Annotated in this window: 10 protein-coding genes; 4 read left to right on the forward strand and 6 right to left on the reverse strand. The window is 64.1% G+C overall.

From position 1 onward, the window contains the following. Positions 1 to 17: 17 nt before the first annotated feature. The gene (locus AC07VS_RS13640) at positions 18 to 938 is read right to left on the reverse strand and encodes a LysR family transcriptional regulator (protein WP_494751214.1); all 921 of its coding nucleotides are present in this window, start codon (positions 936 to 938) and stop codon (positions 18 to 20) included. Between the two features lie 86 nt (positions 939 to 1,024). Here AC07VS_RS13640 and AC07VS_RS13645 point away from each other — a divergent pair, with 86 nt between their 5' ends. Then, entirely contained in the window at positions 1,025 to 1,948 is a 924-nt protein-coding gene (locus tag AC07VS_RS13645; protein ID WP_494751215.1) for a carbon-nitrogen hydrolase family protein, read from the forward strand. Positions 1,949 to 1,993: 45 nt separating this feature from the next. Here the strand turns inward: AC07VS_RS13645 and AC07VS_RS13650 are convergent, their stop codons facing one another. From AC07VS_RS13650 to AC07VS_RS13670, 5 genes are all read right to left on the reverse strand, one after another. Further along, the gene (locus AC07VS_RS13650) at positions 1,994 to 2,653 is read right to left on the reverse strand and encodes a hypothetical protein (protein ID WP_494751216.1); all 660 of its coding nucleotides are present in this window, start codon (positions 2,651 to 2,653) and stop codon (positions 1,994 to 1,996) included. Between the two features lie 88 nt (positions 2,654 to 2,741). Then, complete coding sequence (locus AC07VS_RS13655) at positions 2,742 to 3,776, reverse strand: HD domain-containing phosphohydrolase (RefSeq protein ID WP_494751217.1); 1,035 nt, start codon at positions 3,774 to 3,776, stop codon at positions 2,742 to 2,744. Continuing rightward, complete coding sequence (locus AC07VS_RS13660; protein ID WP_494751218.1) at positions 3,773 to 7,447, reverse strand: MHYT domain-containing protein; 3,675 nt, start codon at positions 7,445 to 7,447, stop codon at positions 3,773 to 3,775. The genes AC07VS_RS13655 and AC07VS_RS13660 overlap by 4 nt, the downstream gene beginning before the upstream one ends. Positions 7,448 to 7,837: 390 nt before the next feature. After that, positions 7,838 to 8,533, reverse strand: a complete 696-nt coding sequence (locus tag AC07VS_RS13665) for an SDR family oxidoreductase (RefSeq protein WP_494751279.1) — start codon at positions 8,531 to 8,533, stop codon at positions 7,838 to 7,840. A 208-nt stretch (positions 8,534 to 8,741) separates the two neighbouring features. After that, the gene (locus AC07VS_RS13670; RefSeq protein WP_494657927.1) at positions 8,742 to 9,407 is read right to left on the reverse strand and encodes a TetR/AcrR family transcriptional regulator; all 666 of its coding nucleotides are present in this window, start codon (positions 9,405 to 9,407) and stop codon (positions 8,742 to 8,744) included. 131 nt (positions 9,408 to 9,538) lie between these two features. On the opposite strand from AC07VS_RS13670, the gene AC07VS_RS13675 reads away from it, so the two are divergent. Genes AC07VS_RS13675 through AC07VS_RS13685 form a run of 3 tightly spaced genes read left to right on the forward strand, consistent with a single transcriptional unit; the run spans position 9,539 to position 12,978 of the window. Then, the gene (locus tag AC07VS_RS13675; protein ID WP_494751219.1) at positions 9,539 to 10,729 is read left to right on the forward strand and encodes a M24 family metallopeptidase; all 1,191 of its coding nucleotides are present in this window, start codon (positions 9,539 to 9,541) and stop codon (positions 10,727 to 10,729) included. A gap of 18 nt (positions 10,730 to 10,747) precedes the next feature. Continuing rightward, complete coding sequence (locus AC07VS_RS13680) at positions 10,748 to 11,743, forward strand: Bug family tripartite tricarboxylate transporter substrate binding protein (protein ID WP_494751220.1); 996 nt, start codon at positions 10,748 to 10,750, stop codon at positions 11,741 to 11,743. Between the two features lie 11 nt (positions 11,744 to 11,754). Continuing rightward, complete coding sequence (locus AC07VS_RS13685; RefSeq protein WP_494751221.1) at positions 11,755 to 12,978, forward strand: M24 family metallopeptidase; 1,224 nt, start codon at positions 11,755 to 11,757, stop codon at positions 12,976 to 12,978. Positions 12,979 to 12,989: the final 11 nt, after the last annotated feature.

Genomic DNA, 12,989 nt, shown 5'->3' on the forward strand with positions numbered 1-12,989 from the left:
GCGGCAAGGCCCCCGGCTCAGGCGGGCCCGTAAAGGCCCCGGGCCACATCCATCAGATGGGTCTTCAAGCACTGCAGCGCCGGGTCGCGCAGGCTGCTGCTGCGCCAGGCCAGTTCGATGGAATAGCGGGGCAGTTCGATCGGACAGGACACACACACCAAGGTCCCCAGGGCAGCCAAGGCGCGGGCCGCGTGCTCGGGCAGGGTGGCCAGGGCCGTGCTGCCACGCAGCAGGTGAGGCAAGGCCGCAAAGTGGGTGGTGGAGGCCTCGATGCGCCGGCTGTGGCCCAGGGCCGCCAGGGCTTCATCGACCACCCCCACAAAGCCACCCGACGAGATCAGCAGATGCGGCCGGCGCAGGTACTCGTCCAGCCCCAAATGGCCTGCTGGGGCCTGAGCCAGGTCCATCACGCAGGCATAGCGGCCGGTGCCCAGCACCTGGCGCGCCAGGGTGCGCGAGCTGCCCGTGCCGGCCCCCAGGCTCAGGTCGATGCGCCGGTCCATCAGCATGTCGGCGGCCAAGCCGCTGTGGGTCTGGCGCAGCACCAGGCGCAGGCCGGGCGCCGCCTGCTGAAGCCGGTCGATGAGCCGGCGCCCCAGGGCCATCTCGTGGTCGTCTGACAGGCCCAGCACCACGGTGCGCCCGGCCAAGCTGGCGCCCCCGGGCTGGGCCAGGGCCAGGCTTTGCCGCAGCTTTTGCAGGGCCTCGGCAATCAGGGGGCGCAGTTCTTCGGCCTTGGGGGTGGGGCGCAGGCCACGGCCGGTGCGCTCGAACAAGGGGTCGCCATACAGGGCGCGCAGCCGGCCCAGCGCCGCACTGACGGCCGATTGCGTGACCCCCAACCGAATGGCGGCCCGGCCGGCCGTGCCCTCCTCGTGCAAGGCCTGCAACACCTTGAGCAGGTTCAGGTCGACGCTGTCGATATTCATGTCGTTCATATCAGCTTGTCTGATCATCGGTTGATTGATGATCGCCAAAGGCCGACGATGACGCAATCACCCTGTTGTTTCGAAAGCGAGTTCACATGACCCGATCCACGGTTGCCGCGCTGCAAATCGGCGCTCACCCCGAAGGCAAGGCCGCCACCCTGGCGCAGATCCTGTCGCATGAAGACGCCATCCGCGCCGCCGGCGCCAGCCTGGTGGTGATGCCCGAGGCCTTGCTGGGCGGCTACCCCAAGGGCGAGGGCTTTGGCACCTACCTGGGCTACCGCCTGCCCGAAGGCCGCCAGGCTTTTGAGCGCTACTACGACAACGCCATCGACGTGCCAGGCACCGAAACCGAGGCCCTGGCCGGCCTGGCCGAGCGCTGCCAGGCCCACATCGTGATCGGCGTGATCGAGCGCGCAGGCAACACCTTGTATTGCACCGCCTTGTTCTTCGCCCCCGAGGGCGGACTGGTGGCCAAGCACCGCAAGCTCATGCCCACGGGTACCGAACGGCTGATCTGGGGCCAGGGCGATGGCTCCACCCTGCCGGTGCTGGACACGCCCGCCGGCCGCGTCGGTGCCGTGATCTGCTGGGAGAACCACATGCCCCTGCTGCGCACCGCCATGTACGCCAAGGGCGTGCAGATCTGGTGCGCCCCCACGGTGGACGCGCGCGACATCTGGCAGTCGTCGATGCGGCACATCGCGCACGAGGGGCGCTGCTTCGTGATCAGCGCCTGCCAGGTGCAGCCCTCACCCAAGGCCCTGGGCGTGAACGCCCCCCATTGGGACCCCGATCTGCCCCTGATCGGCGGCAACAGCATGATCGTGGGCCCTCTGGGCGACGTGCTGGCCGGGCCACTCCAGCACGAGACCGGCCTGCTGGTGGCCCAGATCGACACCGCCGAACTGACCCGCGCCCGCTACGACTTCGATGTGGTGGGCCACTACGCGCGGCCGGACGTGTTCTCGCTGACGGTGGACGAGCGCCCGCGGCAGAGTGTGGTGTTCAAGGCTTGACCGAGCGGGGGCTGAATCGCCGGCATGAAGGCGACCGCCCCATATTCAGGCCACGCTCAACAGCTGGCCCAAACCCTGTTGCTGCAGGGTCTGATAGAGCGAGAGCGCCTGCTGGGTGGCGCTGGGGGTCGATGTAGACGTGGATGAGGACGCCGCAGACGTGGCGGTGTCACCCGATGATGCGGTGCCTCCGGCCAGGCCCAGATCACTCAGCGACAGCTGGTTCTGGTACTGGGTGGAGAGATCGGCCAGGCTGCTCAGCAGGCTGACGGGGTCGCCCCCCAGCGAGCCAAGCAGGGTGGAGGTGCCGGCCAGATCGGTGTTTTGCAAGGCAAGGTTGCTGCTGCTGGACAGGCCCAGTGCGGCACTGGCCGCATCCGCCAGCGCCTGGCTGCCGCTGTTGCTGCCCTGGCCTGAGGCCTGCAGAGCCAGCGCATCAAGCTGTTGCAGAGACTGCTGCAGATCTGCCCCTGTACCGGTGGCGCTGCCCAGCAGGGTGGCGTTGTTCTGCAAGGCCAGGGCCTGATCGGAAATCTGCACCACCGTGCTGGACAAGGTGCCGGACGAGGTGCCGGAGGCCGCCGAATTGCCTTTGCCGGCCGCCCCCAGCGTCAGCAGCCCTGACTGGTACAAGGACTGCAGGTAGGGCAACTGGCTGGTGGCCGTTGACGAGGCGGCTGTTGAGAAAGCAGAAGACAGGCTCATGGCAGCAGAAGGAAGGGCGGGCCCGCACACCGATGAGGGCCCCTACCCTGTTCAGCCTAGGCGGGCCGCGCCGTACTTACCAGCAACTTTACCCAAGCGCCACCGCGTCCTGCTCAGGCCACTGCGCCTTCACCTTCAGGATCTCTGGCAGCAGGTCGATGAACAGCTGCACCAGCGCAGGGTCAAAATGCCGGCCCGACTCTTTTTGCAGCAGCTCGATGGCCTGCTCGACCGGCCAGGCCGCCTTGTAGGGGCGCTCGTTGGTCAGGGCATCAAACACGTCGGCGATGGCCACGATGCGCCCCTCCAGGGCGATGTCCTCCCCTTTCAGCCCGAAGGGGTAGCCGCTGCCGTCCCACTTCTCGTGGTGGGTCAGGGCCACACGGCGGGCCATCTGCAGCAGCGTGGAGGCGTGTTCGCCGATGATGGCGGCCCCCATCTCAGGGTGGCGGCGCATGATTTGCCATTGCTCGGCGTCCAACGGTCCGTTCTTCAACAGCACCGCATCGGGGATGCCGATCTTGCCCACATCGTGCATGGCCGCTGCGTGCAGCAACTCATCCGCGTGGTCGGGTGAGAAGCCCAGGGCCAGGGCCATGAGGCGGGCATAGTGGCTCATGCGGATCACGTGGCGGCCCGTCTCGTTGTCCTTGTACTCGGCCGCACGGCCCAGGCGCTGCACGATTTCGAGCCGGCTCTGCTTGAGGTCTTCCACCCGCACCAGCGACAGGTGGGTGCGCACCCGGGCCCGCACGATGGGCGGGCTGACCGGTTTGGTCACGTAGTCGACCGCCCCGGCCTCGAAGCCCTCGGCCTCGTGGCTTTCGTCGGCCAGCGCGGTGACAAAGATCACCGGAATGGCGGCGGTACCGGGCTGGGCCTTGAGCTGGCGGCAGACCTCCAGCCCGCTCAGGCCGGGCATCATCACATCGAGCAGGATCAACTGGGGCTGCTCCTGCTGGGCCAATTGCAGGGCCTTCTCGCCATCACGCGCAAACAGCAGGCGGTAGTCGGCCTGCAGAATCTGCTTGAGCACCTGCAGGTTGGTCGGCTCGTCGTCCACCAGCAACAGGCGGGGCCGCCGGTCTGGCAATGGGCTGACAGGGGCAGGGCCTGAGTTCATGTCGGGGCTCCGGGTTCGGAGGGGGTCAAGTGCTTCAACAAGGCATCAACCTGGTGCAGGGCTTGGTCGAAATCAAAGCTGTCGACGGCGGCCTGCAAGGCCTCGCGTCGATCAGCATCCACTGCAGCATACACACGCTGCAAGGCGTCTTCTGCCAACTCACCGCGCTGCAGATGTGCCTGTAAGGTGCGCAGGTCGTCGGGCTGCAACATAGGACTGCCCTGGGCCTCGAAGGCTGTGACCGGCGCCGCAGGCAAACGGTCCAGCAGAGCCTGCATCTCGGCGCGCAGGGCGGCCCACTGCGCCTGGGGCCGGGCCAGGGCGCCTTGCTCCAATTCGGCGGCCAGGGCCTGCACGCGGGGCAGGGCCAGATTGGCCGCGGCGCCCTGCAGGCGATGCGCTGTGGCCCGCTGGGCCGGTTCATCGCCCGGTGGCACCCCCGGTGGCAGCCCTCTGAGGGCCTCGGTCAGAAACTGGCGGATGCGGGTCTGCAGGGTCTGTACATCGCCCCAGAGTTCCGCGCCGCGGGCCCAGTCCACGCCCTCGGCCTGGCCGTCTTCAGCCTGCGGACCCGAGGCCGGCACGGCCGCAGCGGCCTGGGGGTTGATGGCCAGACCCGTGACACGCGCGATCTCAGCCAGCAGACGCGGCAGTTCGACCGGCTTCACGGCAAAACCATTCATGCCAGCGTCCAGGGTGGCGCGGCGGTCTTCCTCCAGCACGCTGGCCGTGAGGGCCACCACCGGCACCGGGGAGCGGGCGTTCTGACGCTCCCATTGCCGCAGGCGCCGGGTGGCGGCCAGGCCGTCCAGCAAGGGCATTTGCACATCCATGAGGATCACGTCAAAAGACTGGCTCTGCGCCAGGGCCAGCGCCTGCTCACCGTCCGAGGCGGTGGCCAACTGATGCCCCAATCGGCCCAAGCGCAGCGTGAGCAGCTCCAGGTTCTGCGGCACATCGTCGGCCACCAGGATGCGCATTGGCGGCAGGCTCAGCCCGCCGCCTGCGTCATTCGTTGGGGCAGGCGCCTTGCCCAACGGGAGCGGCACCTGCACCGTGAAGGTGCTGCCCTGCCCCAAGGTGCTGCTGACGCTGATGTCACCGCCCATCAGCTGCACCAGCTGGCGGGCGATGGTGGTGCCCAGGCCGGTGCCGCCAAAGCGGCGGGTCATGGAGGCATCGGCCTGGGAGAAGGGATCAAAAATACGTTCCAGCCGATCGGCCGGGATGCCGATGCCGGTGTCGCACACCTGCACCCACAGGGTCTGGGTCGGGCTGGCGTAGTGCACCACCAGGCGCACCTGCCCCCGCTCGGTGAACTTGATCGCATTGCCCAGCAGGTTCAGCAGCACCTGCTGCAGCCGCAGCGCATCCCCCACAAAGAACTCGGGCAGTTCATCAGGGTAGTCCAGGGTCAGACCCAGGCCTTTGGCGGACGCTCCCAGGCGCAGGGTGGCCAGCAGATCGCGGCAGAGTTCACGCAGCGAAAAGTCCCGCGGCTCCAACACCACCGAGCCATGCTCCATCTTGGCCGTGTCGAGGATGTCGTTGAGCAGGCTCAGCAGAGATCGGGCGGACCGGTTGATGATGTTGAGGTGCTGGCGCTGGGCCTCGCTGAGCTGGCTTTCCAGCACCACCTCGGTGAAGCCGATGATGGCGTTCATGGGGGTGCGGATCTCGTGGCTCATGTTGGCCAGGAAGGTGCTCTTGCTGGCAGCCGCCTGCTCGGCCTTGTCCTTGGCCAGGCGCAGGTCCAGCTCCATGGCGTGGCGCTCGCTCAGGTCGTTGACGAACTTGATGATGCGCCGCGGCGCCCCGTCGGCATCCAAAATGGGACTGTAGGTGGCATGGATCCAGATGTCCTTGCGGTGCTTGCCCAGGCGGTGGTATTCGCCACTGCGGAACTCGCCACGCCGCAGGGCCTGCCAGTGCTCGGCATAGGCCGGCCCGGCCACCTCTTCGGGCAGGCACAGCAGGCGGTGGGGCTGTCCGATCAGCTCATGTGACGCGTAGCCCACGAGCTGCAGAAACTTGTCGCTGGCATTGAGGATGCGGCCCTCCAGGTCGAACTCAATCACCACCAGCGCCCGGTTGATGGCCTGCACCACACTCTCGAAGTCGGCGTTGCGCAGCTTGGCATCGGTGATGTCCATCAGGATACCGTCCACCCAACGCTGCCGGCGCTGCGCGTCGCGCACCGCGGCCGAGGTTTCAGACACCCAGTGCTCAACGCCGCCACGGCTCAGCAGGCGGTACTCCAGGGCGCAAGCACCCGTCTCCGCCAGCGCTTGCTGGCGCAGGCGCTGCACCCGCTCACGATCGGCGGGGTGGATCAGTGCCTCCAGCTGCACCTCGCCGGCCATGAAAGCCACCACCGGCCACCCGGTGAGTGGCTCTGCGGCATCGCTGATGAACACCAACTCACCCCAGCCCCGCTCACGCTGGTAAGCACAGCGGAAAGTGACCCCAGGAATGTTGGCAATGAGGCTGCGGTGCTGGTGCTCGCTCTCGGCCAGGGCGTTTTCGACGCGCTGGCGCTCGGTGAGGTCGGTCACAAAGGCCACCCACAGCGATTCATCGGCATCGGGGGCCTGGCCCAGGGCCAGCCGGATGGGCAGCAGACGACCGTCCATGCGCTGCGCGGTCAACTCACGCACCCCTGGCACCAGGCCTGGGTGCGCCGGCCCCTCCGGGTGATCGCCAGCGCCACGCAGTTCGGGCAGCAACACGTTGATCGAAAGCCCCGTCAACTGGGCGGCCGGCGCGCCAAAGAGCTGCTCAGCCGCCGGGTTGAGCGTCAGGATCACCCCTTGCGGGTTCATGCTGATCACCCCATCGGCGGCCGTGTTCAGAATGGCCTGCAGCCGGGCCTGGCTGCGGGCCAGGTGCCGGTACACCTGGCGATAACGCAACGCCGCATTGACAGCCGCCGTCATCGCGCAGATGAGCAGGGTGATCAGGGCGATGGTCAGCGCCAGGCTGCTGCTTCTGCCCAGATCCGCCACAAAGCCGGGCTCGTCCTGCCCCACAAAGCGGGCGGCCGCCATGGCGGTGTAATGCATGCCTGAAATCGCCAGCCCCATGACCCCGCCCCCCAGCGCGATGGCCTGCCCAGCCGTCAGCCGGCGGCGCCGTGCCAACTCGAAGCGGATCCACAAGGCCAGTACCGCCAGCCCCACGGCCACCCCCAGCGAGGCAGCAAACCAGAGCGGGTCGTAGCGCAGCACCGGGGCCATCTGGAGTGCGGCCATGCCGCCGTAGTGCATGAGGCCGATGCCGGCCCCCACCAGCGCCCCGCCCAATACCAGTTGCCCACGCCGCACCTGCCGCCGCGACAGCACCCAAAGCGCCACATAAGAGGCCCCCAGGCTGGGCAGCATCGAACCAATGGTGATGGCCGGCGAGTAACGCACCGTGGTGCACAGCTGAAAAGCCAGCATGCCGATGAAGTGCATGGCCCACACCCCGGCGCCCAAGGACAGCGCCCCCGTGCCCAGGGCGATGCGCGCCAGCCCCAACTGGCTGCTGCGCCGCGCAATACCCGCCAGTTGCAAGGCCATGGCCGACGACAGCATGGCCACCAGCACCGACAACAGCACCAGCCAGGGCTCATGCTGCCCTTGCAGAAGACCCGCGTCGGCAGGGCCGAAATAGAAGAAAGACGAGAGCAAAGCAGGTCCGTGACGAATCCAAAAATGTCATTTTGGCAAATTGACGAAAGCTTGAGAGATTCAAGGGCACTGCCACGGGATGGGGCATTCAAGATCAAGGCTGACCCAAGCCTTGGCGCAGCCCATGACGCTGACCGCTGGCCCTCCTTGAGACGATCAGGCCCGCGCAACTGGGTTGACGACCGCGTGCGGGCAGGCCAACCATGACCAGGCTGAGCTGCCTGGCGGCAGCCAGCACATCCTTGACGCAGGTTTCGGCATCATGAGGGCCAGGGCGGCCACGACAGTGCATTGATTACGGGCGCATAGGGGATCCAGGCCCTGGCTCAAGACCAGGACCCGCCTGCCTCGTGCCTTCGCTGCCATGTTGATCCCTGCAAAACACCCATCTCAAAGCTGGCTCATGCCGCCATCTGCAATGATCTCGGTACCCACGATGAAGGCCGACTCCTGCGACACCAGGTGCAGCACGGTGGCCGCAATCTCTTCCGGGCGACCGAAGCGACCCAGCGGAATCTGCGTCTGGATGCTGGTGGCCATGGCCTGCAACTGGTCCGCCGCCAGGCCCAGCTTGCCATACAGCGGTGTCGTCACCGGGCCCGGGCTCACCACGTTGACCCGCACCCCTTGCGGCAGCAGCTCGGCTGACAGGGTTTTGGCCAATGACACCAGCGCAGCCTTGCTGGCCGCGTAGACACTGGAATTCGGCATGCCGATGTGGGCATTGATTGAGCCGTTCAGAACAATGGACCCGCCTCGCGTCATGAAGGGGGCCAGGCCCTGGATCAGGAAATACGGGCCTTTGACATTGGTGTCGAAACTGCGGTCCCACAAAGACTCGTCGATTTGCGCGAACGGCCCGAATTGGGCCACGCCGGCGTTGATGAACACGCCATCGATCACACCCATCTGCGATTGCAGACGGGCCACCAGCGCCGCCTGCGCCGACACCTCACCGGCATCGCTGACCCAGGCCAGCGCGTCGGGCCCCAACTCGGCTTTCACACGGTCGAGGCTTTCGACGTCACGGCCGGTGATGGCCACGCGAGCGCCCTCACGGGCGAAGGCGATGGCCGCCGCGGCTATTCCTGCAAATTAAAGTCGTAAACATTGAGTCAATGTTCATGCGGGCTGCAGCAGCTTAGCGCCAACCGCTCACGACGCTAAAGTCGTAAACAGCTCTCAGCTTGCCTTCCGATGCATGCATTTCCCCTCTGCACCACAGGGTTTTGACATCACGATCCACGTCTGGACTCCAGGACGGCATGCTGATAGGCATAGGTTTGCTCCTTGCTCACCCCTGTGCTGTCAAGTGTTGCCTTGCCATCGAGATCCAGAGTTCGAGCACAGGCTCATTGAGATCAGATGTTTCGTTCAATCCCTCGTAAAGCGCCATCCCACGCAGCACACAAAAGTTGAGTCTCAAAAACGTGGAAGCCTTGTCCAGATCTCCGTCCAGCCCTGCAACGCGGCGAAACATGTCGTCGCGTGCCACAGTCCAGTTGGCCAGCAATTCTTGAAGCTTGGTGCGCAAAGGACCATCGTGCCGGGCAGCAAGCATGAGTTCGATGGCAGCAATGTAATCGGGTCGGTTGAAGACTTCCCGCCACAGGTAGCGCACAGTGTCCTCCAGCGTGGGAGTACCGTCGTTTTGGCTCATCAACTGCAGCCGACGCTCTCTCCAGCCGTCGAGCAAGTATTCGAACGCAGCGGCCAAGATGTCGACCTTGGTTGGGAAATGATGGGTTTGCGCGCCCTTCGAGACCTGGGCGTGCTGTGCGATTGAAGCTGTCGTGACACGCTCATAACCCACTTCCGACAGGAGCTGCAAAGCCGACTCGCACAGCTTTTGGCGGGTCTCTCCACTGCGCTCCGCGTGACTGCGTCGAGGGGGCTTGCTCTGCTTGGCCTTCAATTCCGCTGATTCCGTGAGGTTCCTGTCCATCAGTCGAATTGTCATCTTTGTCTCAGGCGTTCCCAGCGCTGACATGGAATTTTCCTCACACATTTACAAACCGTCTGGTCGGTTTGTAGAATGGCAACCTGGAAGCCGTACCAGGCATCCGAAACCCCTCGATCAATGGAATCCAAATGCCTCAATTGACCCAAGCCGTGTGGCGCCACCGACGCGAGAAGATGCTTCGACTCATGGACGAACTGGCTGTGGATGCGCTGATGTTCACCACAGCAGACTTCTTTCAATACGCGACCAATTTCCACACAGACGTCCAGCCGTGGGAGCGCCCGATCTTTGCCGTCATTCCCCGGCACGGCGATGGCTTCTTGATCATGAACGAGCTGTCGACTCACCACATGCGCTTCTCTAAGGAGGCGGAAAAGGTGTGGGTCACCGACGTGACGTTCTACGCCGAGCACCCCATGGTGCAAAACCGGCTACCGCTGATCTCCCAGCTCCCGGAAGTTTTGGCGGACCGGCTGAAGCAGGCCGGCCTTCACCGCGCACGCATTGCAACGGATGGCGCAAGCGGAGTGTTGGCCGCGACCCAGCGCTTGCTGCCCGAGTTGCACATCCGCGTTGCAACGCTGGAGTGCCGCAGCCTGCGTTGGCAAAAGCATGCCGAAGAGCTGGCGGTGATGCAAGCCATCGCTGGCTTGTCTGACTGGATCCAGGACCGCTACCGAGAAAACATCAGGCCGGGGCGTCTGGTGCAGGAGCTTGACTGTGCCATGGCAAGTCTGTTGGTGCAGGAGGCCGCTGAACGCTTTCCTGGCGAGCAGTTTGAAGTGGTGCGCTGCTGGACCCTGAGCGGACCAGCGTCTGCGTCACCGCACGGCGATGGAGCGTCATGCGGTGCCCGCATCCAGGAAGGTGACATCCTGGTCAACATCGTGATCCCTCGCTTGAACGGCCTGACGATCGAAAACGAGCGCACTTGGTTTTGTGGTGCTCCGGATGAACAAAAGAAGGCACTCTGGAAGGCCGCAAGTGACGCCACTGCGGCCGCCATTGACGCAGCCGTCACGGGTAACCCCGTGTGTTGTATCGATGCAGCCGCCCAGGCGGTCATCGAGCGGGCTGGATACGCCGCCTGCATTCGCCATCGCACCGGTCACGCGATCGGGATCGTGCACCACGAATACCCCGAAGACATGGCGTTCAGCCAACGTCCTTTGTTGGACAACGAGGTCTATTCAGCAGAACCCGGTCTGTACGTGTACGGCGTCGGGGGCTTCCGCTTGGATGACACGGTCGTCGTCGGCGCCACGCCTCGCGTGCTCACGAACACGCCTAAATCACTCGAATACGCCATCGTTGGCTAAAGCGAGGGCCCCTTCATCATGCAACACAAAGGCATCAACATGCTGTCTCGTCGAATCGCCCTGCTCGGGTTCTGCGCATCAACGCTTTTGTCTTCGGTAACCGGGTATGCCCAGGGATTTCCGAACAAGCCCATCAGGATCGTGGTCCCTCAACCCTCGGGATCGGGACCCGATACGCTGGCCAGAACGCTTGGCGACGTGCTCTCAAAAAACATGGGGCAACCGGTCATGATCGAGAACCGTCCAGGTGCAAATGGGTCGCTGGCGGCCAACTACGTGCTCTCGCAACCAGCTGATGGATACACCCTGTTTCTAGCAGGCGTGTCCAATTTGTCTTGGAACCCGCATCTTTACAAGGCGCTGCCCTATCAACCGGCACGCGACTTCGCCGGTGTCGCCGTCATCGCCAACACACCGTTCATCACTGCGGTCAACTCAAGCCTCGGAGTCAAGACCCTGGCTGACCTGATCAAAATGGCCAAGGCCGAGCCGAGTCGATTGAGCTATGCCTCTGCGGGTATCGGCAACTCAACCCACCTTGCCACAGAGTTGCTGAAGTCTCGTACGGGCATCCAACTGCAGCATGTTCCGATCAGTGGCGCAGGCGGACCCAATGCATTGACCAGCGTGATGGCCGGTGACACGCCCGTCATCACCACTGTTCCGGTGGGGCTGGTCCCCCAGGTCAAAGCCGGCAAGCTGGTTGCCCTCGCTGTGACGGGCGAAAAGCGCCTTCCACAGTTGCCTGACGTCCCCACATTCAAGGAACTGGGCATCGAGATGGATGTGCCAGGATGGTATTCCTTGGTAGCTCGGGCAGGGGCTCCATCAGAGGCCATCGACCGGCTGAACGCAGAGGTCAACAAAGCGCTCGACAGTGGCGAAATGAAGGACCGTTTGAGTGGTCAGATGCTGACAGCCGTCAAATCCAAGCCCGCAGACGTTCTCATCATGACCAAGCGTGACTCTGCCGCCTGGGGGCCGATCATTGAGCGCCTGGGCATTGCGCAGTAAGGGACCCGACCATGGAGCGCCAATTTGATGCCCGCGAGCAGGCTGAATACAGCCGCCGCCACAGGACCCTTGTCGACGCCATTCGCACAGCCGGATTCGAGCACCACGTCGTCACCGGTTCAGAAAACATTTTTTACCTCACAGGAGCAACCTTCGACCCTTTAGAGAGACCGTTTTTTCTCATCGTTGGCGCGAATGGATCGCGCGCAATGCTGGTGCCCATGCTCGAAGTGGATCACATGCACAAAGCCTGGGGCCTGACTCGCGAAGACATCCATTTCTACAGGGAGTATCCGGCGCCGCCAGGTGAGGGATGGTCGGAGCGACTGTTGGAGGGCCAGCTGTTCTCAGGTTCGTTCTCGTTCGATGACGGCACGCCATTCATGATCGGTGAGGTACTGCGCAAAGCAGGAGGTCACCCATCAGACCTTCTGGCTGACATTCGAATGGTGAAGTCGGAGTGGGAGATTGAACAGATCGAGCGGGCTGCACGCTATGCCGATTGGGGTGTTCTGCAGGTCATGCGTGCCGCTTGGAACGGCGGCTCCGTGGCGGAAACATACGCGCCCACCCAGGCCTTGATGCGAAAGATCATCAGAGAGGTCCCAGACTGGGATGCACTTGCAACCAAGGCGATTGCAGCCGCATGGCCAGCACCGCTCAGCGCCGAACCACACTCCATTCCGCGCATGGATGACCGTCTGGGTGCGGGCCCCCATGTGGCGATGGTACTGACGCGCGTCAATGGGTACGCTGCAGAATGCGAACGCACCTTTTTCACTACCGGGCCAACTGCCGAGGAGCGAGAGGTGTTTGCGATCATGACACGTGCTCGGGAACTTGCGTTCCAGATGATCCAGCCCGGCGTGCCTTGCCAGGAAATCGACGCTTCGGTCAACGTGTTCTTGAAAGCCGAGGGCTTTGGTGACTGGCGCACACGACTCCATCGTTGTGGGCACGGCTTCGGGCTGGGAAATCATGAACCGCCATGGATTGCAGTGGGGAGCCCGCACGTGCTCAAAAAGAACATGTTGATCTCAGTCGAGCCTGGGATTTACACAACGGGCGTCGGCGGCTACAGGCACTCAGATACCGTTCTCGTAACCGAACACGGCTACAGATGCCTGACTCAAGCGCCTATCGCCATTGAAGCACTGGTGATGCGCAAGAAAACTCTTCGCCATGGCTTGAGAAGCTTTCTGACAAAGCGTGCGCTGGGCCTAACTACCCAATGAAATGCACTCCG

The organism is Curvibacter sp. GW821-FHT01G03, assembly GCF_059422285.1.

Excerpts from the sequence above, each read along its gene's own strand:
- AC07VS_RS13640 (WP_494751214.1), bottom strand. The coding sequence starts at position 938 with ATGAACGACATGAATATCGACAGCGTCGACCTGAACCTGCTCAAGGTG.
- AC07VS_RS13650 (WP_494751216.1), bottom strand. The coding sequence starts at position 2,653 with ATGAGCCTGTCTTCTGCTTTCTCAACAGCCGCCTCGTCAACGGCCACC.
- AC07VS_RS13645 (WP_494751215.1), top strand. The coding sequence starts at position 1,025 with ATGACCCGATCCACGGTTGCCGCGCTGCAAATCGGCGCTCACCCCGAA.
- AC07VS_RS13685 (WP_494751221.1), top strand. The coding sequence starts at position 11,755 with ATGGAGCGCCAATTTGATGCCCGCGAGCAGGCTGAATACAGCCGCCGC.
- AC07VS_RS13680 (WP_494751220.1), top strand. The coding sequence starts at position 10,748 with ATGCAACACAAAGGCATCAACATGCTGTCTCGTCGAATCGCCCTGCTC.
- AC07VS_RS13670 (WP_494657927.1), bottom strand. The coding sequence starts at position 9,407 with ATGACAATTCGACTGATGGACAGGAACCTCACGGAATCAGCGGAATTG.
- AC07VS_RS13655 (WP_494751217.1), bottom strand. The coding sequence starts at position 3,776 with ATGAACTCAGGCCCTGCCCCTGTCAGCCCATTGCCAGACCGGCGGCCC.
- AC07VS_RS13675 (WP_494751219.1), top strand. The coding sequence starts at position 9,539 with ATGCCTCAATTGACCCAAGCCGTGTGGCGCCACCGACGCGAGAAGATG.